The organism is Lunatimonas sp. (genome assembly GCF_020832325.1).
Lineage (GTDB): Bacteria > Bacteroidota > Bacteroidia > Cytophagales > Cyclobacteriaceae > Lunatimonas.
In genome coordinates, this window is sequence record NZ_JAFIEU010000035.1 from 1 (window position 1) to 23,769 (window position 23,769).

21 protein-coding genes are annotated in these 23,769 nt (G+C 48.3%); 15 read left to right on the top strand and 6 right to left on the bottom strand.

Annotated elements, in window-relative coordinates; genetic code table 11:
- Positions 1 to 584 precede the first annotated feature (584 nt).
- From JJU34_RS12700 to metK, 10 genes are all read left to right on the top strand, one after another.
- Entirely contained in the window at positions 585 to 1,640 is a 1,056-nt protein-coding gene (locus JJU34_RS12700; protein ID WP_228692752.1) for a carbohydrate-binding family 9-like protein, read from the top strand.
- Positions 1,641 to 1,724: 84 nt separating this feature from the next.
- Positions 1,725 to 2,567: a DUF4382 domain-containing protein gene (locus JJU34_RS12705; RefSeq protein ID WP_228692753.1), complete on the top strand. Its 843-nt coding sequence runs from the start codon at positions 1,725 to 1,727 to the stop codon at positions 2,565 to 2,567.
- 6 nt (positions 2,568 to 2,573) lie between these two features.
- Positions 2,574 to 3,632 (top strand): bifunctional diaminohydroxyphosphoribosylaminopyrimidine deaminase/5-amino-6-(5-phosphoribosylamino)uracil reductase RibD, encoded by a 1,059-nt coding sequence (ribD, locus tag JJU34_RS12710; protein WP_228692754.1) that lies wholly within the window; start codon positions 2,574 to 2,576, stop codon positions 3,630 to 3,632.
- A gap of 18 nt (positions 3,633 to 3,650) precedes the next feature.
- Positions 3,651 to 4,139, top strand: coding sequence for a GAF domain-containing protein (locus tag JJU34_RS12715; RefSeq protein WP_228692755.1), 489 nt, complete (start codon positions 3,651 to 3,653; stop codon positions 4,137 to 4,139).
- Between the two features lie 165 nt (positions 4,140 to 4,304).
- Complete coding sequence (locus tag JJU34_RS12720; RefSeq protein WP_228692756.1) at positions 4,305 to 4,886, top strand: non-canonical purine NTP diphosphatase; 582 nt, start codon at positions 4,305 to 4,307, stop codon at positions 4,884 to 4,886.
- Between the two features lie 37 nt (positions 4,887 to 4,923).
- A complete protein-coding gene (gene udk / locus JJU34_RS12725) occupies positions 4,924 to 5,538 on the top strand; it encodes a uridine kinase (protein ID WP_228692757.1) in 615 nt (204 codons plus the stop codon).
- Positions 5,539 to 5,663: 125 nt separating this feature from the next.
- Complete coding sequence (locus JJU34_RS12730; RefSeq protein ID WP_228692758.1) at positions 5,664 to 6,035, top strand: hypothetical protein; 372 nt, start codon at positions 5,664 to 5,666, stop codon at positions 6,033 to 6,035.
- 130 nt (positions 6,036 to 6,165) lie between these two features.
- Positions 6,166 to 9,126 carry a protein translocase subunit SecDF gene (secDF, locus tag JJU34_RS12735; protein ID WP_228692759.1) on the top strand — a complete coding sequence of 987 codons (2,961 nt, stop codon included), beginning with the start codon at positions 6,166 to 6,168 and terminating at the stop codon, positions 9,124 to 9,126.
- 194 nt (positions 9,127 to 9,320) lie between these two features.
- Positions 9,321 to 9,995, top strand: a complete 675-nt coding sequence (locus JJU34_RS12740) for a hypothetical protein (protein ID WP_228692760.1) — start codon at positions 9,321 to 9,323, stop codon at positions 9,993 to 9,995.
- A gap of 115 nt (positions 9,996 to 10,110) precedes the next feature.
- Positions 10,111 to 11,367, top strand: a complete 1,257-nt coding sequence (metK, locus tag JJU34_RS12745; RefSeq protein WP_228692761.1) for a methionine adenosyltransferase — start codon at positions 10,111 to 10,113, stop codon at positions 11,365 to 11,367.
- Between the two features lie 48 nt (positions 11,368 to 11,415).
- On the opposite strand, the gene JJU34_RS12750 is transcribed toward metK, so the two are convergent.
- The gene (locus JJU34_RS12750; protein WP_228692762.1) at positions 11,416 to 12,405 is read right to left on the bottom strand and encodes a D-alanine--D-alanine ligase; all 990 of its coding nucleotides are present in this window, start codon (positions 12,403 to 12,405) and stop codon (positions 11,416 to 11,418) included.
- Positions 12,406 to 12,661: 256 nt separating this feature from the next.
- On the opposite strand from JJU34_RS12750, the gene JJU34_RS12755 reads away from it, so the two are divergent.
- The 3 genes from JJU34_RS12755 to JJU34_RS12765 all read left to right on the top strand — a co-directional run bounded on the left by JJU34_RS12755 (position 12,662) and on the right by JJU34_RS12765 (position 15,951).
- Entirely contained in the window at positions 12,662 to 14,836 is a 2,175-nt protein-coding gene (locus JJU34_RS12755; protein ID WP_228692763.1) for a S9 family peptidase, read from the top strand.
- Positions 14,837 to 14,946: 110 nt separating this feature from the next.
- Entirely contained in the window at positions 14,947 to 15,321 is a 375-nt protein-coding gene (locus JJU34_RS12760) for a hypothetical protein (protein WP_228692764.1), read from the top strand.
- Between the two features lie 87 nt (positions 15,322 to 15,408).
- Positions 15,409 to 15,951: a Clp protease ClpB gene (locus tag JJU34_RS12765; protein WP_366512706.1), complete on the top strand. Its 543-nt coding sequence runs from the start codon at positions 15,409 to 15,411 to the stop codon at positions 15,949 to 15,951.
- On the opposite strand, the gene JJU34_RS12770 is transcribed toward JJU34_RS12765, so the two are convergent.
- Together JJU34_RS12770 and JJU34_RS12775 are read right to left on the bottom strand one after the other, a co-directional pair.
- Positions 15,948 to 17,024, bottom strand: a complete 1,077-nt coding sequence (locus tag JJU34_RS12770; RefSeq protein WP_228692781.1) for a DUF3810 domain-containing protein — start codon at positions 17,022 to 17,024, stop codon at positions 15,948 to 15,950. The genes JJU34_RS12765 and JJU34_RS12770 overlap by 4 nt on opposite strands.
- Positions 17,025 to 17,064: 40 nt before the next feature.
- Positions 17,065 to 17,646, bottom strand: a complete 582-nt coding sequence (locus tag JJU34_RS12775; protein WP_228692765.1) for a NifU family protein — start codon at positions 17,644 to 17,646, stop codon at positions 17,065 to 17,067.
- 210 nt (positions 17,647 to 17,856) lie between these two features.
- Here JJU34_RS12775 and JJU34_RS21720 point away from each other — a divergent pair, with 210 nt between their 5' ends.
- Both JJU34_RS21720 and JJU34_RS12780 read left to right on the top strand, forming a co-directional pair.
- Complete coding sequence (locus JJU34_RS21720) at positions 17,857 to 18,831, top strand: DUF4838 domain-containing protein (RefSeq protein WP_301005369.1); 975 nt, start codon at positions 17,857 to 17,859, stop codon at positions 18,829 to 18,831.
- A complete protein-coding gene (locus JJU34_RS12780) occupies positions 18,770 to 19,816 on the top strand; it encodes a DUF4838 domain-containing protein (RefSeq protein WP_301005370.1) in 1,047 nt (348 codons plus the stop codon). Before JJU34_RS21720 ends, JJU34_RS12780 begins: the two co-directional genes overlap by 62 nt.
- A gap of 21 nt (positions 19,817 to 19,837) precedes the next feature.
- Here the strand turns inward: JJU34_RS12780 and JJU34_RS12785 are convergent, their stop codons facing one another.
- From JJU34_RS12785 to JJU34_RS12795, 3 genes are read right to left on the bottom strand one after another with little or no spacing between them, the layout of a single operon-like run.
- Positions 19,838 to 21,172 carry a dicarboxylate/amino acid:cation symporter gene (locus JJU34_RS12785; RefSeq protein ID WP_228692766.1) on the bottom strand — a complete coding sequence of 445 codons (1,335 nt, stop codon included), beginning with the start codon at positions 21,170 to 21,172 and terminating at the stop codon, positions 19,838 to 19,840.
- 26 nt (positions 21,173 to 21,198) lie between these two features.
- A complete protein-coding gene (gene aroC / locus JJU34_RS12790) occupies positions 21,199 to 22,275 on the bottom strand; it encodes a chorismate synthase (RefSeq protein ID WP_228692767.1) in 1,077 nt (358 codons plus the stop codon).
- Between the two features lie 3 nt (positions 22,276 to 22,278).
- A complete protein-coding gene (locus JJU34_RS12795) occupies positions 22,279 to 23,724 on the bottom strand; it encodes a BatD family protein (RefSeq protein WP_228692768.1) in 1,446 nt (481 codons plus the stop codon).
- Between the last annotated feature and the right edge of the window lie 45 nt (positions 23,725 to 23,769).

A 23,769-nucleotide genomic window follows, 5' to 3' on the forward strand; every position in this document is an offset into this window, starting at 1 on the left:
CATGCCCTCCGGTCTCGGGGGTGGGGAGCTAAGGACAAAGCAAACATGGAGCTCGTGTTTTGCCTAACTGCCCCGTGGAGGTTCGAATCCTTCTCCTACAGCAGGTTATTTTGGGTTTATTGTTAATTGACTAAAGCTATGGGACATTGTTTCATAGCTTTTTTTATGGGCAATGAGTTTCGGCACACGTTTGCTTTTGCTCCATACTTCCCCCACAAGCCACACTGCCCAGCAGAAATACCAAACTTGCAAACCAACGGAGGGATTTTCTATTCATTGACATACCATTTATCCATTAAAGCAGAAAACAGGTAAAACTCATTGCTGCTTTCTGACTGTTTTTACCTTACTTTTACCAGCAAAATCGGAAAATACTGGACTACCGATGGCGTTAAATCTATTGAATACACCGATGCGTTGCGTATCCGATTTTATAAACGGCCTAAAAAAGACATAAAGGTGTCTTTTAACAAGAAGAAGCAACACCATGACCGCTCTCTCAAAAAAGACCAAGTAAACCCATCAATAGCCTGCTGGAAACAGCCAAGTTAACTTTCTATCTAAACTATTAGCACACCCATTCCATGCATGCAAAACCAACCTTTCTCTACTTGTTTCTTACTCTTTGGATCAGCCCGTGGGCTTGGGGACAAACCAACACTCCCCCACGCAGCTATGTGGCCTACCAAACGCCCGAAAAACCTCAAATTGACGGAAAACTAGACGATAAACATTGGAAATTAGCTCTGTGGTCAGAGGCCTTCGTTGACATAGAAGGGGATATCCGCCCAAAACCGGCCCACCTGACCCGAATGAAAATGATGTGGGACGAGGACTTTTTTTACATTGGTGTCAAGCTGGACGAACCTCATCTGTGGGCCACCTATACCGAGCCTGAATCGGTGATATTCCACGAAAACGACATCGAAGTCTTTTTGGATCCAAATGGTGATACGCACAATTATTACGAGTGGGAAATCAACGCCTTGGGAACGCTCTGGGACCTACTGCTAACCAAACCCTATAAGGACGGAGGCAAGCCGCTCAATGGCTGGAACATCAACGGTTTCGAATATGCCGTACACTTGGAGGGTACGCTGAATGATCCTAGCGACATTGACGACTACTGGTCAGTAGAGATGGCCATTCCCTGGTCGTCGCTGTCGTACGGCACACCCAAGGATGGAAATCAGTGGAGAATAAATTTTTCCCGCGTACAATGGCAACTCGAAGTGGTAGACAATACCTATCGAAAAGTCATCAATCCCGAAACTGGAAAAGCCTACCCTGAAGATAATTGGGTTTGGTCGCCCATAGGAGCAATCAACATGCACATTCCAGACCGATGGGGCTATGTGCAGTTCAGCGAGCAGGAAGTGGGCAGCGGGACTGTAGCTTTTGAACAGAGACCTGACGAAGGAGTCAAAACCCAACTGAGGGCCTATTACCATGCCCAGAAAGCATTCTTCAGGGAACATCAGCGGTATGCATTGAGTGCTGAAGAACTTCACATGGACCAACCCGCGGCGGACCCCGAATTTGAAGTATCCAAGACTCGGTTTAAAATTTCCCTTCCTTCTCTAGAAGAGGCTGGGAAAAGATGGCATATCGTCGAGGATGGTCGGGTATGGAGACAGTAACGGCAACTAAATGGGCGAAGTGAAGGCCGGTTACCAACGAAACTGCTATTTTTGCGTTGAACCAATATTCGGTTACCTCAATTCATGATGCCGCACCAAGTTACTTACCGGCCTAAGAGCCCATTGAATTTCGCCTTGTTTTTTGCGCTTCTTTTGGGCGTAGGAGTTGTCGCACCTGCCTGTGAAAACATGGACGCCAACGAAAAGGCGTTGATAAATGTGTTGCTAATAGATGCTCCCGGCGACTTTGACGAGGTGTGGCTAGAGGTTTTGGGGGTGGAAATTCTACCCGCTGGTACCCGCGGATTGGAAAATGCAGATTGGTCCTACATCCCCTACACCCCCGCTAATAAAATGGTGAAGGTCTCTGACTTAGTAGGCAGTCAACGGCTGCTCCTGGGCAGAAAAGAAGTGCGGGCAGGGCAAGTGAGCAAAATCAGGCTGGCACTGGGCGATAATCATTATCTGGTGAAAGACGGGCAGCAGCTAATGTTGCAATCCGTTCCCAACATCAATGACCGCCTAACCGTTGATGTGGCGCTTCAGGCTAGCGCAGGGTTTGCATGGGATATATACATCGATTTTAACTTGGCTAAATCTATCCAACGGAACACTTCGGGAGGCTACAGCTTGGTGCCAAGCTTACGCGCCTTTTCCATGGAAAACCGCAGCGAGCTCCGTGGAAATATACAACCGGCAAATGCAAGACCCTATATATTCGCGATTACCGGCACCGATACACTGGCTACACTGAGTGCGACAAACGGGGAGTTTCGGCTTAGAGGACTGAGTCCTGCGACCTACCGCATCCATATCCAACCCCGGGCTACACACCTAGACAGTATTTTTTCCATTGCGGTGGCAGCGGATTCGGTGTACACACTCGGCAACTTCCCTCTTTCTCCCCGGCCCACACCAACCCCTTAGGAACGCATGGAACACCATGAAATATACATGAGGCGAGCCTTGGAGCTTGCCGCATGGGGCGCAGGAACGGTAAGCCCCAATCCCTTGGTAGGCTGCGTGATCGTACGCGACGGGCGAATCATCGGAGAGGGATACCATGCAGTATATGGTGGCCCACATGCGGAACCCAACGCTGTAGCTGCTGTAGAGGATTCCGCACTTTTGGAGGGATCTTCGGTATATGTTACCTTGGAACCCTGTGCTCACTACGGCAAAACCCCGCCATGTGCCGATCTACTGGTAGCCAAAAAAGTGAAAGAAGTTATCATTGCGGCAAAAGACAGCAACCCATTGGTAGGCGGAAAAGGGATAGCTATCCTACAAGCGGCGGGAATCTCGGTCATCACCGGTATCCTAGAGCAAGAAGCCCGCTGGCAAAACAGGCGCTTTTTTACTGCGATGGAAAAAAAACGTCCCTACCTGATCCTCAAATGGGCACAGACACGGGACGGCTACGTGGCGAGACCCAATTATGACAGCAAATGGATCAGCAACCCACTCAGCCGTCAGTTGGTACACCGCTGGCGTTCAGAAGAAGACGCCATTTTGGTGGGTACAAAAACGGCCCATTACGACAACCCCAAACTGAATGTCCGAGACTGGGCGGGGAGGGACCCCGTTCGGATTGTGATTGACAAACACCTCACGCTAGACCCTAATAGCTTTCTCTTTGACCAAAGTCAGCCTACCCTTTGCTACAACCTGGTGAAATCGGAAGCATCCGATAACCTTGAATTTGTGCAGATGAAACAGGATTTTTCGTTAGAAAACCTGCTGACTGACCTTCACAATCGAAAAATCCAAAGCTTAATCATAGAAGGAGGAGGCCATTTGCTTCAACAGTTTATTTCCAGGGAACTTTGGGACGAAGCGAGGGTGTTTACGGGAAATATCGAATTTGGAGCTGGGATACCTGCACCCAAGACCGACAGGCTTCCATTTGAAACCCGAAGCATACAGGACGATCGACTGGACCTGTTCCTACATAGCGCCTTGGTATCACCTCCAGCTCCCCACACCCTTTAATGCCCACTGGGCAAGTCTATGGCAGAAGAAATTTTTATTCCCAAAACCGCATCAAAAAGCGAACTGTATGAGTCTCTCTTGCCTCAGATAGAGGCATTGGTTAAATCCGAAACAGATCTCATTGCAAATCTGGCGAATATCAGTGCGGTTTTAAAAACCTCATTTGACTTTTTTTGGGTTGGCTTTTACCTTGTGAAGGACCAAGAACTGGTATTGGGTCCCTTTCAGGGTCCCCTGGCATGTACCCGAATTGCCTTTGGCAAAGGAGTATGCGGTACCGCGTGGAAAGAGGAACAAACCATCCTGGTACCGGACGTGGATGCCTTCCCAGGGCATATAGCATGCAGCACGGCTTCCCGATCAGAAATCGTCGTGCCAATAGTGCATAAAGGAACCGTGGCTATGGTTCTGGATGTGGATGCTGCAAATCTCGACGCATTTGACGATGTAGACAGCCACTACCTCGAAAAACTGGCAAATGAGATCATCGCCAAGCACTGCCTTTGATGTAGACAGGTACCTTAGCTCCCTGAAATCCCGTGCTATCCTTCGGGATTTTTGGTAATTTCAGCTTGGTTGCCTGGTAAAACTTCCCGTAGGATGCGTACCTTGCTGTCAAAATTTCTCCAAGAAAAAAAATCAGACCATCCACTAAATAACTAACCTAGATAGATGCGACAAATCTGCTTCGCCAGCAACAACGCTAAAAAGCTGGAAGAAATCCGTGCTGCGTTGGGTGACAAAATTAAGATTCTATCCCTAAAGGATATCGGCTGCACGGAAGAACTACCCGAGACTGGCGACACGCTGGAGCATAATGCATTTCAAAAAGCCCGTTACCTACATGAGCATTACCAAGTGGACTGTTTTGCAGATGACACCGGTCTGGAGGTCGATGCCCTCAACGGCGCTCCGGGTGTATATTCAGGAAGATTTGCGGGAGAACCACGAAGCGATGAGCGGAACGTGACTCTCTTACTGGAAAAACTGACAGGTATCGAAGACCGCAGCGCCGCATTCCGGACAGTGATTGCCTTAATCTTAGGAGACAAGGAATATCAATTTGAAGGAAAAGCGGCTGGAAGGATCACCACCGAACGTTCCGGCACCGGTGGATTTGGTTACGACCCTATATTTGTTCCCGAGGGCTACAACCAGACTTTTGCAGAACTTAGCATGGCAGAAAAAAATGCCATCAGTCACCGCGGTAAGGCGGTAGAACTATTGGCTCAATTCTTACTTCGTGAAAGCTAGGCAGACCGTTAAAAAATAATTTTTAAATTTGTCCCCCATGAAGAAACCCTTTATTGTCGGGATTACGGGAGGCAGTGCCTCGGGAAAGACCTTATTTTTGGATAAACTCCTGAATGCTTTTGAGCCCGATCAGGTTTGTCTTATATCCCAGGATAATTATTACAAACCCCGGCACCTTCAGCCGGTGGACTCGAAAGGGATCCACAATTTCGACACCCCCCACTCTATAGATTTTGAGCAGTATGCAGACGACATCCGTAGAATCCAACACGGTGAAACCGTATACCGCCAAGAATACACCTTCAACAATCCCAACAAAACCCCCAAGACACTTGAGTTTAGACCAGCACCGGTAGTGGTGGTGGAGGGTATCTTTGTGCTGTATTACCCGGAACTTGCCCAGCTTTTGGATCTGAAGGTTTTTATTGATGCCAAGGATTATATCAAATTAAAGCGCAGAATCGTGCGGGACAAAGTGGAAAGGGGCTACGATCTAGACGACGTACTATACCGCTATGAGATGCACGTTATGCCGACATACGAAAAATACATCGAGCCCTTCAAACACGATGCGGACCTCATCGTGCCAAACAACAGGGGCTTCGAAAAAGCCCTTGATGTGATCAAATCTTTCCTAAAAATGAAGGTCTAACTCTCCCGGAATCATTAGAAACAACATCCAAAATTGACTAACTTGCTGATTCATAGCCCACAAAAAGATTAAGATTCAGCGACTTCCTGCTTTGATCTTGATATTTTTTTATATATTTGCACCCGATGAATCAGCGTGACACATACCAGCTCTGGAGAGAACGACTTGCCATTTTGATGGTAGTGGCTTTCTGTGCGTTGGTGTCTAGCGCGGATTACCTCGTTCACACGGCTGAGTTGGAAGGGGTAAGCACCTATCAGGTGCTGGGCGAGACGGACGATGCGGGTAGTAACGAAAAAGACACCACCTTTATTCATACTGCTGTAGATGCAGTGGTGCCCTTTGTGATGGTGGCGGTAGAGCATGTGCTACATTTCATATACGAACTCACCACCCCACAGAAACCCGCAACTTTTTTTAGCACCAACTTCCTGGCACTTCCTAACAGTTTTCTGGAAGTCCTTTTTGAACACATCGTATCGGCGAACGCGCCCTAAACAACCCTCCTTTTCGCGCTGAGCATTTAATCCTGCCCGGGAAATCCGATGGGTATTTTTGCCCGTACATTCCTGTGCCATTCATACCGAGTTTCACCAAACAATCAGTTATAAACTATTACCTATACCCATGCAAAATAAAGGCGTAATTGTGTTTTTTACGGTAATAATCACAGCCTTGTGTCTGTATTACTTATCGTTTACCCTAGTATCAAACGGGGTCCAAAAAAGGGCTACCGAGTATGCTATGGATGCATCCGGAAACGTGGACTTTGCCAAGCGACAAAGCTACCTGGATTCCGTATGGAGAGAGCCCGTATACAACTTCCTCGGCTTTCGATTCACCTATCAGGAGGTAAAACAAACGGAGTTGGGCCTTGGCCTAGACCTTCAGGGCGGTATGCACGTGACATTGGAGGTATCTCCAGTGGAAATCGTACGCGGCCTTGCAGGCAACAGCAAAGACGCGCAGTTTAACCAAGCCATTGAATTAGCCTCTGAGCGGGCAAAAACAACGAATGACCGGTATGTAAACCTCTTTGCGCAAGCGTGGAGGGAAGTATCTGGAGGAAAGAACCTCAATACTATCTTCGCCACAGCCGCTAACCGAGGCCGTATCTCACTGGAGACTTCCGATGCTGACATCCTTAACGTCATCGATACCGAGGTGGAAAATGCGATCGAACGATCGTTTAACATCCTTCGGACAAGGATTGACCGATTCGGAACTTCACAGCCCAATATTCAGCGAATCCAAGGCTCGGGAAGAATCCAAATCGAGCTGCCAGGCGTAGACAACCAAGAACGTGTCCGTAATCTTCTTCAAGGTGTTGCCAAGCTTCAATTCTGGGAAGTAGCAGAGATTAACGAATTCGGAGACGCACTCCAACAAGTCAACGCTGTCTTGGTAGCCGAGGCACGCGCCAATAAACCTGCCAGCGAAAGTAGCCCGGCGCTATCGGATACTACCGATTTGGAAAGTGACCTTGCCCGTCAATTGGCAGAAGGCAGCGACGCTGATGATGATTTGGGACTGGAGGTTTCTCCGCTTTTCTCTTTGCTTAAAGCAAACTACGGCCTCGTATACGAAATCAGGGACACCCTTGCCATCAACCGAATCCTAAACCGGGAGGACGTGAAAGCCATCCTACCCAGAGACATTCGTTTGCTTTGGTCTGTAAAGCCTCAGCGTGCAGACAACATGGAATTGTTGGAGTTGCATGCTATCAAAGCTCCCAGAGGTTCGGACCAGGCTCCTTTGGAAGGCGACGTGATCACAGATGCCCGTCAATCGTATGACCAAGCATCCAGACCTGCTGTAAGTATGCAGATGAATGCGGATGGTGCCAGAAGGTGGCGAAAGCTAACCGGCGAAAATATCGGAAGGAGAATAGCCGTAGTATTGGATGATTACGTGTACACCGCACCCACCGTGCAAGGGGAGATCCCATCCGGGCAGTCCGAAATCACCGGTAATTTCTCCATTGAAGAAGCCAAGGATTTGGCCAATATCCTGAAATCCGGCGCACTGCCTGCCCCTACCAGAATCGTAGAAGAGGCCATTGTCGGTCCCACCTTGGGCAAAGAAGCTTCCAGACAAGGGGTCAACTCGATGATTGCGGGCTTGGTACTGGTAGTACTTTTCATGGTCGCCTACTACGCGAAGGGTGGATTTGTCGCCATTGCAGCCCTGCTGTTTAACATCTTCTTTATTTTGGGCATCTTGGCACAGCTTGGCGCCGCACTGACCTTGCCCGGTATAGCCGGTATTGTGCTGACAATCGGTATGTCCATAGATGCCAATGTATTGATCTTCGAACGTATCAAAGAAGAGCTTCGAAACGGTGCAGGCATGCTTCAGGCCATTAGCGCGGGATACGATAAGGCATTTAGCGCCATCCTTGACTCCAACGTGACGACTTTCCTTACAGGTGCCATCCTGTATGCCCTGGGCCAAGGCCCGGTAAAAGGTTTTGCCATCGTATTGATGATCGGTATCGCCTCATCTTTCTTCTCGGCAGTATTTATTACTCGGGTTATTGTGCACTGGATGAGCAAAAAAGGCGATCAGAGCAAGGTTTCCTTCTCAACACCCTTCTCTGGAAACCTACTCAGCAGCCTCAACATAGACTTTCTGAGCAAACGGAAGTTTGCCTACCTGATCTCTACAGGTGTGATCGTTCTAGGCCTTTTGATCGCTGTTTTTAACGGTCTGAAGTTTGGTGTAGATTTTACCGGTGGTCGGTACTACATCGTGGAGTTTAGCGAAGCAGTTCCTGCCTCTGACCTGAAAGTAGGGTTGGATAATGAGTTTGAAGGAGCGGTAGAAGTAAAAACGTATGGCGCTAATAACGTATTGAAGGTGACTACCTCTTACTTGATCAATGAGGACTCGGACGAGGCAAACCGCGAGGTGGAAACTCGGGTGAAGGAAGGCATCGCCACGGTCACCGGTTTTAATTTCATCACGGATGCTACCAAACTTTCAAGTGGAGACTTTGCCATTACAGGATCAAACAAAGTGGGGGCAACAGTGGCCGATGACATCAAAGCATCTTCCATGGAAGCCATGTTTTTTGCCCTTGTTGCGATCTTCCTTTACATTCTGTTGAGGTTTAGAAAATGGCAGTTCTCACTGGCATCTATTATTGCGCTGATACACGACACCTGCTTTGTTATTGCTGCGTTCGCCATCGCTAGTGCATTTGGAGCCACGTTTGAAATTGACCAAGTGTTTATCGCAGCAGTGCTGACTGTAATCGGTTATTCAATCAACGATACCGTGATTGTATTTGACCGTATTCGTGAAAACATCGCCAATAAAGGAACCAACAGATTGGTAGCCCTCTTTAATGACGCTATCAACCAAACCATGGCCCGAACCTTGATTACCTCTGCCACTACGCTGATCGTGGTATTGGTCTTGCTTGTGTTTGGCGGTGAGGTACTGCGGGGATTTTCCTTCGCTTTGTTGATCGGAGTTCTCGTGGGTACTTATTCGTCTATATACATTGCTACTCCTGTGGTGGTAGACCTTATGAAACGGGAAATTGAAAATGAAAGCAAAGAGCCTGCGAAAAAAATCGCTTAACCTTCTTTGCATCTTCAAGAACACAAAAAGCTGGTACATGATGTACCAGCTTTTTTTTTAGCATTTGAAAAACCACCCTAATATTTCCTTTTTCGATGATTCTATGTGATTTTTACAATAAAAAATACCCCGATCAGGGTATTGGGTGAGTGAATTTCCCTACTTAACTTGCATTAGTCAAGCAAGGTAGCTGTATGCAAGGAAATCTCTTTCAATTTTGTCTCTTTTTCGGTTTAATCTTCTCTGCCATTTACTTCTTATTGGGCAGACCAAGAGAGGAATACAAGCGGACCCACAAAGTGGTGTTTGGGGTACTGATGCTTACCTTTTTGGCCGAGGTAATTTGGAAAGTCGCAGTCGAAATTAACCTGGACAGCTTCCTACTGTATAACCTCCTATTCGTGCACTTGCGGGTTGCGACCATGCTGGTATTTTTCTACTATCTCCCTTTCAGTTGTCAGATTCAGGACAAGATTTTGCTTGCGTTGGTAGTCTTTTTAGTGTCCAGCTTGGTAATCAGTCTCTTTCTTCAACCAGCTAACGTTATGATTCAAAGCTATAGTCAAATGTTTGGCAATGGACTGATTCTTTTCTTCTCTTTGATTTTCTTCAAAGATATCATCCGTCAAAGCAAGTACAAAGAACACAATTTACTGTCCCTACCCTATTTTTGGATCGCTACTTTTGTGTTGTTCTCGTTTGGTGAGAGTTTCATTTTCTATTTTTTCTCCAGCCTGTTCTTTCCAAGTAACCTGTATGACCTGGGATTCATTCAGATATTCGTTCAGTTTTTTGCGGGGTTGATGTTCTTGGTTTTCGGAGTGGCCTTTTATATTCCTGACTACCTGCAAGCAAAGAGATCCGCTTGAACCATAGCCTTTGGGGCATCCTGAAATAGTTGGAATGCTGCCTGTGCAACGCCAATAAGTTTTTAAATTTGGCCTTTAAATGTAACTTTACGGACTAATTCCAAAAAAGCATTTTATGGCATACTTATTCACCTCAGAATCCGTGTCTGAGGGGCACCCGGATAAAATATCAGATCAAATATCAGATTCGATTATAGACCACTTTTTAGCTTTTGACCCTAACGCCAAGGTGGCCTGCGAGACCATGGTAACTACAGGTCAGGTGATCCTTGCGGGTGAAGTGAAGTCATCCACCTATCTAGACGTACAAAAAATTGCCCGTGATGTCATTAACCGGATCGGCTATACGAAAAGCGAGTACATGTTTGATGGCAACTCCTGCGGTGTACTTTCTGCCATCCACGAGCAATCCCCCGATATCAACCAAGGCGTAGAACGGGCACACCCGGAGGAACAAGGTGCCGGCGATCAGGGGATGATGTTTGGATATGCCACCAATGAAACGGAAAATTACATCCCTCTCGCGCTGGATCTTTCGCACCGGTTGTTAAAAGAACTTGCTGTGCTGAGAAAAGAAAACAAGGAGATTACCTATTTGCGCCCCGACTCAAAAGCCCAGGTGACCATCGTCTACAGCGATAACAATGTGCCTGAAAAGATCCACACCATCGTGGTCTCCACCCAACACGATGAATTTGGCCCCGAGCCGGAAATGCTGGAAAAGATCAAAAATGATGTGATACATATCCTTATCCCTCGGGTAAAATCCCAACTTCCGGAATCCTTGCAGCGCTTGTTTACCTCAGACATCATATACCACATCAATCCCACAGGAAAATTTGTGATCGGAGGGCCTCACGGAGACACGGGCCTCACAGGCCGCAAAATAATTGTAGATACCTACGGAGGCAAAGGGGCCCACGGAGGAGGCGCATTCTCCGGAAAAGACCCGTCTAAAGTAGACCGGTCCGCGGCCTATGCGACCCGCCATATCGCTAAAAACATGGTCGCTGCCGGCGTGGCGGACGAGGTGCTCGTACAGGTTTCGTATGCCATCGGTGTAGCGGCACCCATGGCCATCTATGTCAATACCTATGGAACCTCGAAAGTGGGGATGAACGACGGAGAAATTGCAAAAATCATCGAACGCTTGTTTGATATGCGTCCATATGCGATCGAGCAACGGTTAAAACTCCGTTTCCCAATCTACGAAGAAACTGCCGCCTATGGACACATGGGAAGGGAAAACGAGGTGGTCACCAAAACCTTTTACTCTCCGGACAATGCCTCGCTGACACTTAGCGTAGAGCTTTTCACTTGGGAGAAACTCGACCATGTGGATAAGATCAAAAAAGCATTTGGCCTTGCCTGATGCTGAACTAACAAGGGCCGGTTTCTGATGCGAAACCGGCCCTTTTTTTTAGCCCCCCCACATACTCTCAATAAGCTCCGTATAAAATTCTCGGATGGTTTTCCCTACCGCCCGCACCTGTTGGGAAATCAGGCTGGTCTCTGTTTGGCCGGGTACCGTATTCAGTTCTATAAAAAAGAACCTCCCGGTATCCTTTTCCAAAAAATAATCCATGCGCACCGCACCCCGGCAGTTTAAGCGCTCATAAACCGCTTTGGCAATTCGCCCCACCCGATCCACCTCCTCGGCATTCATGCGTCCCGGTGTAATCTCCTCCGAAACTCCAGGCGTGTACTTTGCTTCAAAATCAAAAAACTCCTTCGAACTTATGATCTCCGTTGCAGGTAGCACCACAACCTCGCCAGCAACCCTATACATACCTACCGAAAACTCCCTGCCGGTAATGAACTCCTCCACCAGCACCTGAGCGTCTTCTCTAAAGGCTTTTTCCAGTGCCTCTCCCAGGCCTGCAACATCTGCCACCTTGCTCATTCCTATGCTGCTCCCACCGTTATTCGGTTTAACAAATACCGGAAAAGCTAACTCACCGGCTACTCGCGCTACGTGTTCCGGACGATCTCCAAACAACTGAAGGGAACGGGCCACATGCAGCTCTTCAATGCTCTCCACAATGGCCTTGGTGTACCCCTTGTTCATGGTGATCGCGGAGGTAGCCGGATCGCAGGTCGTGTAGGGAATATCCAGCATATCCAGGTAGCCGGCAAGCTTTCCGTCTTCACCAGGAGAACCGTGTATGATATTGAATACCCCGTCAAACGTAACCTTTTCACCGTCAATGGTCAGGGAGAAATCGTTTCGGTCCACCGATATCCGATCGCCGTTCGGAGTCAGGTAATACCAATCCTCGGGATATATAAATATCTTGTATACTTCATAGATACGCTCATCCAACTGCGTCTCCACTACCGCGGCACTTTTCAAAGAAACCACAGACTCACCGGTAAACCCACCGGTAACCAAAGCAATTTTCGTTTTCATTTGATCATCATTGTTCTTAGGTGGAAGAATGGAATCTCACTTTCCATTAACTCAAACGCCACAACTTGTACACAGTAATAACTTGCGAATTACTGGAATTTCAGTTAAAAATACGGGCAATGCATCAATTAATTATGCGAAGTATGCCAAAAAGAGGCCACTTGGAAAACCTACCTCCAAGGCAGCTGCCTTTCGTCCCGTGAATCATTTTCCGCAAAGGAACTATTGGCTATCTTTGGAAGCAAAAACGTATACTATGTTCCGAATATTACCTATCCTGTTGCTTGGGTGTATGATCGCCTCAATAGGCCTCCAAGCCCAGCAGAAGAAAAAAATAACACTGGAAGACGTCTTCAAGTCCTCCACATTTAGCCAAAAGGCGGTGTATGGGATCAATTGGATGAAGGACGGCAAATATTACAGCTCCCTTTCCAGAGACGGAGGTGCCAAGGTTGTCAAGATCAACATTGCTACAGGCGAAGAAGAAGCTGTGTTGGTCGATGGAAAGAAACTGGGGATTACATTCTCTGGTTATTCGTTTAGCCCAGATGAAACCTTTGCCTTACTCAGTTCCGATGTGGAGCGCATCTACCGCAGGTCTTCCAAGGCGGTGTATCACGTATTAGATATGGCTTCCGGTACCATTCAGCCTCTTCTGGAAGGAGAAAAAGTCTCTTACGCCACCCTATCGCCTGACAACACCAAGGTGGCCTATGTAAAGGACAACAACCTGTTCTATAAGGACCTGAAGACTGGCGGTATCACCCAAGTGACGTACGATGGCAAAACCAACGAAATCATCAACGGTGCCGCCGACTGGGTGTACGAAGAGGAATTTTCGATGGCACAGGCCTTCGCCTGGTCGCCACAAGGAGATAAGCTTGCCTTTATCCGGTTTGATGAAACCGAAGTACCGGTTTTCAATATGCAAATCTGGGGAGACCTGTACCCCAAAGACTACCTCTTCAAATACCCAAAAGCAGGTGAGAAAAACGCCCAGGTAAGTATTCACGTATACGCCCTAAATGGAGGGAAAACCCAAAAAATGAACGCCGGTCCAGAGGAAGACATCTACCTACCCCGTATCTATTGGACTGGAGATAACAAGACCCTGGCCTTTATCCGACTGAACCGCCTCCAAAACCAGATGGATCTCCTCCACGCAGATGCCTTGACAGGTACTAGCCAGCTCATCCTGAGTGAAAAATCCGCCACCTACGTAGACCTAGACTACAACGACAACCTGCAATACCTCAGCGATAACAAGAGCTTTATCACCACCTCAGAGCGAAATGGCTACAAACATGTATACCACTACGACATGGATGGCAAGCTGATCCGTCAAATTACAGACGGTTCCTGGGAAGTAACCAACTTGATAGGCGTGGATGAAAAAAATAAAAAGATTTATTTCGAATCCACCGAGGTATCCCCCATGGAAAGACACCTGTATGTGATCAACCTAAACGGAACCGGAAAGAAACGACTCAGCCCTCAGGCGGGATCTTACAGCACGAATATGAGTCCGGACTTCAAGTATTACATCAGTAACCACAGTACGACATTGACGCCTTTGCAGGTTAGCTTGCACGAAGCATCCGGAAAGACCATCAAGGTCTTAGAAACCAACGAAGACCTCCAAAATCGAATAGCGGAGTTTGCCCTGGGCGAAAAGGAATTCTTCACCTTCAACACGGTGGACGGTACTTCCCTCAATGGCTATTTGATCAAACCTGCCAATTTTGACGAATCAAAAAAATACCCGGTACTGATGTATGTGTATGGAGGCCCGGGGTCGCAGAATGTACGAAATGCCTGGGGCGGAATCCGGGACTTTTGGCATCAACACCTAGCCGCTGAAGGCTACCTGATTGCCTGTGTGGACAACCGCGGCACGGGAGGACGTGGAAGAGACTTTAAGCACCTCACCTATGCCAACTTAGGAAAATTAGAAACCGAAGATCAGATAGCCGCAGCAAAACACATCGGTGCACTATCCTTCGTCGATCCGGACCGCATTGGAATCTGGGGTTGGTCCTACGGGGGCTACATGTCTTCCCTTTCACTTATGCTCGGCCACGATGTGTTCAAAACCGCCATAGCGGTGGCACCTGTAACCACGTGGAGGTATTACGACACCATCTACACCGAACGGTATTTGCAAACTCCCCAACTGAACGCCAAAGGATACGATGATTACAGCCCTATTACACATGTGAATAAACTGACCGGAAACTACCTGCTGATTCACGGCACCGGCGATGACAATGTTCACTTCCAAAACAGCGTGGACCTGCTGAATGCACTCGTGGCAGCAGATAAACAGTTTGAAACCTTCTACTACCCCAACCGAAACCATGGGATAGGAGGCGGAAACACCACCTGGCACCTATATCATCTCATGACCGACTTTATCAAGCGAAAACTCTAAGAAATACTGCCTTTAGTACCCTTCAAACCTCCAGGAACCACGTGTTTCCGGGAGGTTTTGTTTTTTATTTGCAAATAGCTAAATTGATCGAGTGCTAAACCCAATCTAACATGAACGAACGAATCAATACCTCTCTGCACAGTATCAGTTTTCTCCTGATGATGGCCCTTACCGTCTGGTATTTTCTTGCTTCATCGGTAACCTTTCCCTATGTGTTGACCATTTTGATTGTGGCATTGATCGCCATCGAGGTTATCAGCTTGATCATCATCTCTAAGGTATATCCAGAAAGCCACACCTCCTTTAAGATCGGCATCATCGCAGGATTGTGCATCCTGCTTGGCATAAAAACAATGCTGCCAACCTTTTTTGTGCCCCTGACACTCACCTTAGTAGCCGTGAACTTCCTGTATAATTTTTATTCCAATAATAAACGAAGACGGGGTGCTTATAAGCGCAAGAAAGCCAAAAGGCTAAAATTATAAGTAAACCGCACCCCAAAAAGGCATACCTTTTGATTGACGTTTCAGCTAGAACGTACTGATACAAGATAATACCGAAGGGAACATGCCATGAAGATCGGAGATAAAGCGAAACAAGCGGGAACTCGGAGACCGCAATGGGTAAATTGGGCGATAGTGGGTTTACTTTTCTACGGGATGTTGCTGTCCGTTACAGTTACCGCACAGGAAAAACTCAATAGACTCGTAGAAGAACGGGAAAAACTGCATCGGGAGTGGCAGGAATCGGAAAGCCAAAAATCCGGGATTTTCGGAAACCGTACCAAAAAGGACATGATCGCCACCCAGGAATGGATGTCCCGGATCATCCAAAAAGACAATCAAATCATGGCAGAACTTGAGATGCTCAAGGATATCGAAACCACCACGATAAGCCACGAGAAAGAGGATTACAAGTTTATCGCCCAAAAGCAGCAAAATGACATCGGTATTCTAAAACGAGCCCTTGCCGAAAAAGAGCTAGAGGTGGAAAAAGCCAAAGCCGATGGCTTGACGAATGAATGGGCTGCTTTTCTGCTGTTTTTGACCACGTTGATTTTCGGATACCTCTACTTCAATGGCAAGCGAAAAACCAAACAGCAGCTTGCCGGCTAAACTCCCTTCAGTTGGTTCCGCCATGCATACACCAACATGGGTAGCTGTGCATAACTTTGAACACCCGCCTTTACTCCTTGGGTTTTCAGATACAGGTCGTTTGACTTTCTACTCACCTCCGAAAACATTGGCGTAATGGAAAGAATATTTCGTCGGATTGAGGCCAGATCGTTTACAATTCCCTGGGGAAGGGTGCCGGTAAACTCCCGGTATTTGTCGGGGTTGATCCGGTACAAATCGTTCAGCTGATACCTGAGTAATTTCAAGTGGCCTGCATATTTCAGCAGAAAAGACTCGCTATTGGTGCAGATGACCCATGCGATAAAGTTTGCCTCCCCCTCGTCCGTGACACCATAACTGTGGGCCATCTCGTGGGCGACTGTAAACGGTTTTTCCAAGGCATGTAGGCTAGGATCGATATAGCTTTCCCCTGTGAAAGGAAAATAGATTCCGTAGATACCCATATGCCGCATAAAACCCTCCGGATAAAACTCCCGAGTCCTGGGCTTACCTGAATAGTTCAACCCCAAGAGGTAAAGATTCTCCCCCACTTCCGTCCGCACAAGCGCCTCTAAATCGGCATACTCCATGGCCTCCTCGATGGCGCCGGTATCGCGTCGGATATACGGACGCGCCTGTGTCAACAGGTTACGAGTGAGCTGCATTTCCTCTAATAACAGCTCTTCGGTGAGAGGAGATGGCTGAAGGTCAAGCTGTTCAAAAATCGGGATGCGCTGATAATTGTATCCCCATAGCACCAAGAAAAAAAAGATCAACAAGCCGGTGCCATTACAGAGCGATCGAAAGGCGTAAGCCAGGCGATCTTTCCATCCGAAGTACCGATAACCTATCGAATATACCGCGTATCCGAGCACGCCCAAAATGGACCCAAAGAAGAGGTACACCGTAGGAAAGGGCAAGGTAGAAAGGGTGGCGTCGATGGTATTCCGGATTACCGGAAAGAGGGTTCTAGAATACAGTTCTTCTGTCCGCTCCGGGTGCCGAACGGCTAAAAAACGAATTATCAACGCGAATAAGCCCAAAATACTCCACGCCCAATTACCTTTGACCATACCCACTAGAAAGATCGTCCCGTTGATTAAACCAACTCCATCATACGCCTTCTGCCTCCACACTTTTCACTTCGGGCAGCATGCGGGTAAGCAGATTCTCGATCCCTGCTTTGAGGGTGATGGTGCTGGAAGGACAGCCTGAACAGGATCCCTGTAGCAATACCTTCACGACGCCATCCTGAAAACTGTGAAATACGATAGCGCCGCCATCTTGCTCTACGGCCGGGCGGATATATTCATCCAAGATCCCTTTAATTTTCTTTACACTCTCGCTATCTGCCTCGTCAAACAAAGGATCCTTTTCCAGGATTGCATTTACCGGTGCCTTCCCATCTTCCAAATAGGACTTGATATGGTTTCGGATAAAATCCTGAATCTCGGGCCATTCCACAGACTCCGTTTTGGTGACCGTGACGAAGTTTGAAGCGATAAATACCCGCTCTACAGCCGCAAAATTAAAAAGCTCTTTGGCCAGGGGGGAGTTCGATGTACTCTCTAGGTTGGGATAATCGTAACTCACGCCTTCATCCGCGAGCATAAAATTTGCCACAAATTTCAACGAGTTGGGGTTCGGGTTGGCCTCCATGTACAGGTGTACGGGCCTTTTTTGTGCTTGCAACATGGTTTCGATTGGTTCTTTACTCAGTTTTAACAGCAACGACGCCAATTAGTTCCTAATTGATCCAAATTTACCGGCTAGTATGGCCGATGAAGAGCAATTAGAGGCAAAAGACTACCCTAACAGCCACTTAGCTAAAGTGCTCCTTGCATAACCCCGGAAAGGATTGTAATTTTTAGGATCGAATGATCCCTACGCAAACCCTAAATAGCTATGAAATACGATATACCCACTGCATATTCCTGCAAGCACCTAGTCAACCCCAGGCGATCGCCCCTGATCCCCGGTATACTGGCAGTTGCTTTCCTATTGCTGACCCTAGTACCTGTTGCATCCATCGCACAAGGCATCTCGTTGGTTCAGAATGGCCAGTCGGACTACCAGATCGTGCTGCCACACGAACCTGATACCCAGGAAATCCACGCCGCCAAGGTCTTACAGGACTACCTCTTCCGGATTTCGGGTGCGCTCCTTCCCCTGACCCATGACAACCTCCCCTCCACCGAAAAGGAAATCCTGATAGGGCGCACCAACCGACCCGAAACCAAATCGATTGACTTTAAGGCTCTGAAAGACGAGGGACTGCTCATCCGTACCGAGGCCCAGAAGCTTCTCCTTGCCGGAGGCCCAAAGAAAGGCGTGCTAAGTGCAGTCTACCACTTTTTGGAAGAGGAATTGGGATGCAAAAAATACACCTCTCAGGTATCCCAATTGCCCAGCATGAAAACCATACAGTTGGGCAGCCTAGACAAGGTAATCATCCCCGTCTTCACATTCCGGGACGTCTATTACCAAGATGTGTACGATCCCGAATTTATGGATTGGCACGGGCTGCATTCCTTTGGGGGAAAGGGTTCGTCTCCTACCGAGTGGGGTTACTGGGTCCACACCTTTCACAACCTGCTGGATCCAGCGGAATACGGTGAATCAAACCCGGAATATTTTAGCTTTTACGATGGGCATCGACATGCCGGTCTTATACCCTCCTGGGATGGTTCCAGTGTACAGCCCGAATCGCAATTGTGCCTGAGCAATCCGGAAGTATTGGAAATTGTCTGTGAAAATCTGGCAAAAGCGATTGAAAAAAAGCCGGAAGCGCGCTACTGGTCGGTAAGTCAAAACGATAATGTACGCTATTGCCAGTGTGAACATTGTGCGGCGTTGGATAAAAAAATTTGCAGCCTATGAGCCCGAAGAAAAAATGTACACCACCCATGGAAGCAAATACCCGGCACTGGGCATGGGATCCATGTTGTGGTTTGTCAACCAGGTGGCCGAGCGTTTTCCCGATAAGATCATCTCCACCCTGGCCTACCAGTACACCCGGGTGCCGCCAAAAGACATCGTGCCACGGAAAAACGTGAACATCATGCTTTGCAGCATTGAAAGCACGCGCAATGAACCCTTGGAGAGCGGCGACCCGGACTTTGCCAGTGACCTGATCGGTTGGGGAAAAATCACCGACAATATCCTGGTATGGGACTACAACATTCAGTTTTCCCACCTGCTGGCCCCCTTTCCAAACCTGCGGACCCTGCAGCCTAACATACAGTTCCTCCGAGACAACCGGGTGAGTGCAGTATTTGCCCAAGGGAATATACAGCATGGAGGGGAATTTGCGGAACTTCGTGCTTACATGCTCTCCAAACTGCTCAAAAATCCGGATGTGGATATAGAAGCAGAAATGAACGGATTCTTACTCGCCTACTATGGGCAGGCAGCCGGGCATATCAAGCAATACATCCATCTGATGCACGACCATAATAAAGGCACTGCTACTCCCAAACTCTCCATCTTCGGCTCCCCCGCTCAGCAGACCGACAGCTTCCTCACCCCGGACCTGATCCAAGCCTATGATGCGCTCTTTGATAAAGCCAGCTATTCCGTCCTTAATGATCCGGTGAAGCTCGATCGTGTAAAATCAGCCAAACTTCCCTTGACCTATGCTCGCCTGGAAATAGCCCGTGCAAACTGGGAGGCTTGGGAGTCGCTAAACCCCGCACAGCAAGGCCACAGTGGCCTACCGATCAATATTAGCGAATGGCTTTATGAACTGACCTATCATGCGGTCAAAACGGGAATAAGTCGGTATTCCGAATGGCATACTACGCCCGCTGAATACCTGCATAAATACAGAAATTACCAGAGAGAAAAAGCGAAAGATACCCGCTAACAAATCCCGCTGGCAAGCTGCTTACAACCCTTCGTCAGCTGTAAGTGGATTGGAAGCCCGAATCATGCCGTCGGGAAGTTCTCCCTCGGTAGAGGCCACGACCGTGCAGACCATCGCATCTCCGGTGACATTCACTACCGTGCGGAACATATCGATGATCCGGTCTGGGGCCAAAATCAAGGCGATACCCGCTGCCGGAACACTTATAGACTCTAACACGATGATCAGCATGATGAGGCCTGCCCCAGGAACACCTGCCGTGCCGATAGACGCGAGGGTAGCTGTAAGCACGATCATCAGTTGCTGCGTAAGTGTCAGGTCCATCCCCAGTGCCTGGGCAATAAATACCGAAGCTACCCCCTGATAGAGGCTGGTGCCATCCATGTTGATCGTAGCACCCAAGGGCAGTACAAAGCTACTTACCTCCTCGGAAACACCCAGTTCCTTCTCTACCTGCCGCATGGTGACGGGCAGTGTAGCCGAGCTGGAGCTAGTCGAAAAGGCCAATAACTGGGCAGGTCTCAGTGCTTTGAAAAAGTCCATGTACTTTACCTTGGTGAATGCCATCAGGATCAAGGGATAGGTCAACATAATCATCACTAGGAGCCCACCAATCACTACCAAGCTGTATTTTAGCAGTGCCAATAGCAGGGAAACCGCAGAATCGGGATTGTCCCCAGTAATCTCCACGATCAGCGAGGCCATCAGTGCAAACACCCCATAGGGTGCAATCATCATGATAAAGCCCACGATTTGAATGATCACATCATTCATCCCATCAAAAAAGGCAATCACCGGCTTGGCCTTGCTTTTGGGTATTTTTAAAAGGGCGATTCCGACAATGATGGCAAAAAACACCACCTGCAACATACTTCCATTGTTGGTAGTCGCCAAAAAAACGTTTTCCGGCACCATATCCACAAAGGGCTGCAAGGGGCTTTGTTGTTTCAACGACTCGGCAGCACTGGTTTTTGACCCCACGCTTTCGTCATACAAGGCCATTAAATTATCCCGGGTGTCCACAGGCAAACTCTTTCCCGGCTTAAACACGTTGACCAACAACAGCCCCAGCGACACGGATACCACCGTGGTAATCATGTAGGCCGTGATGGTTTTACCGCCGATTCTCCCCAGCTTCGTAACGTCACCCAGATTGGATACCCCCACAATCAACGATGCCAGCACCAACGGCACCGCTATCATCTTCAGGGCATTGATGAAAACCGTGCCTATAGGCTTAATGTAGTTGATGACGAAATCCGGTGAAATGCCGAATTTGACGATGACCAGTCCGAGAACAAGGCCTAGGACCAACCCGATGATGATCTGGGTGTGCAGGGGTAATTTTTTTTTCATAAATCAGTGGTTAGTGGTGGTATAATCTAAAGTTTGCTGAGCCGGTTGAGCAAGAGGAAATCGGCGAGTACCAGGGCACACATGGCCTCCACGATAGGCACTGCCCTTGGGACCACACAGGGGTCATGCCTTCCTTTCCCGGATACCACGGCAGCTTCACCTGCTTCGTTAACACTTTCCTGGTCCTGCATGATGGTGGCAACGGGCTTAAAAGCCACCCGAAAATAAATATCCTCTCCATTGGAGATACCACCTTGGATACCGCCGGAATGGTTGGTACGGGTACGGATTCGATCCCCTTCTTTGTAAAACGCATCGTTGTGCTGAGAACCCCTCATTTGCACCCCTTCAAAACCGCTGCCGTATTCGAACCCCTTGACGGCATTGATGCTTAGCATCGCATGCCCCAAAGCCGCGTGAAGCCTGTCAAACACTGGCTCCCCGAGACCAGGAGGCACGCCGGTGGCCACGCAGGAAACCACGCCCCCTACCGTATCGCGATCTTTTCGGATCTCATCGATATAAGCAATCATCTGCTCTGCTATCTCGGGATCCGGGCAACGAACGATGTTGTCTTCTGTTCGACGTAGATCCAATTGGGTGTAAGGCGTATCGAGGCGGATGTGACCCGCTTGGCTCACATAGGCATTGACGCTGACACCAAAGTTCTTAAGCATCAGCTTGGCCACTGCGCCGGCGGCCACACGAGCTGCGGTCTCCCGAGCACTGCTTCGTCCGCCGCCACGGTAGTCTCGCACACCATATTTCTCGTGGTAGGTGTAATCTGCGTGTGAAGGGCGGAATTTGTCCGCAATATGGGTATAATCCTTGCTCTTCTGATCGGTGTTCAGCACAATAATGGATATAGGAGTGCCGGTACTTTTGCCTTCGAAGACTCCGGAGAGGATTTGAAACTCGTCTTCCTCTTTGCGTTGCGTCGTGATCTTGGATTGACCGGGCTTGCGCCGTTGCATCTCCGACCGGATGAATGCCTCGTCTATCTCTACGCCCGCCGGACAGCCGTCTATAATCACTCCCAACCCCTTGCCGTGAGACTCTCCAAAGGTGGTGATGGTAAAGGCCCTGCCAAATGTATTTCGCATGAATTATTTTTTCTTAATGATCAGAAAGCCCAACAAGCCCACCGCTCCAAACAGCAGCAGGTTGATCAGGACCGAAAAATAGTACTTATATTTTTGGTTTAAAAGCGTATTGTCCTCCACATCGATCAAATCATAGATTCCTCCCAGTCGGGAAGAGGAAATGGCCTGATTGATTTTGCTTTCCCCGCTTACATTTACCGTCAATGTAGGGCGTAGCGTGTCGTATTTATCCAGTGCAGGATTAAAATAAATCCATTCAAAGTGATTGGCCATGGAAACTTCCTCGGCTTCGTTGAGCGTGATAAAGTACGTAAACTCCTTCATCCCCGTGATCCTACCCCGGTTTTTGTTGATCTGAATGCGTTCATTCGGGTCGAATGAGTTGAGTTTTTGGGCGTTCTTCTTTCTGGGAGCGCGAATGGAGCTGATGTTACCCTCACCCGTGACACCAAAACTGTAGGTAAATCCCTCACCGGTTGCTACCTGCTCTTGACTCACGTTTTCCCGCAACTGGTAGTTCCCCACGCTTACCTCGTTTCTGAGAGGATGGGGTGGCAGCGGCTTTACGGTGACCTGACGTGGCTGGGAATAAAAGGTCTTGAAATCCTGTAGGCGATTGTTTCCGAAAAAGCTCGGATTCCTGGCCACCCGATATTTGATCATCTCCCATCCTACCGAAGGGAAATCGATCGAGCCGGCATTGAAGGGAAAGAATGTCGCCTGATAAATCTTAAAACGGGTCCAGGATTTTCCGTTAATTTCCACCTTATCTGGCTGAATACTCGTGATGTTGAAGTTCTCCTCCCAGGCATTGGCCGGCTTGATCTGATTGATGATCTTCTCCAACTGTTTGCCGGCATCATGAAAATTAAACAGCGCCTGGTTTTCCTCCGAAAAGAAGAAAGCCAAGGTTACATTGATGCCCTCGCCCACATACACTTCATTCTTGTCCACGGTCAGTGAAAAAAACGCATCATCATCCACCTCAACAAATTCGGGTTCCTCCCGATTTCCGCCGAAGAAATCATCAAATGGATCAATGGCGCGACTTCGACCTCCTGCACTGGCCCGGGCATCCACTACGGTGATCGTCTTACCGCTGGAGGAGACATTGCGGCCATTTACAGACAGGCTAAATCCGCTGAGCGTAAACTGCCCCTTACGCAACGGTTTGTAGTATTGGATCACGCTGGTGGAGCTGCTCATCTGCCCGTTGATGATATTCATAGAGGAACTTTGCGATACTCCCTGTTTCTGAAAACCGGGAATTTCCGGTAGGGGATCGTACGAGCGGATCTTTTCTTCGGTGACGGTAATCTTTATATTGAAGGTTTCGTTGAGGGCCACTTCGTCCGGCCCTAGCTCTATCCTCACCTCCTGCGCATTGACCGACCAACAAATAATCGGGAAAAGAAATATGAAAAGGAAGCTGAATTTCGTTATATGCATGTGAAACACGTTCAGAGTCGGGGTTACAAATAAACGAGTATATTT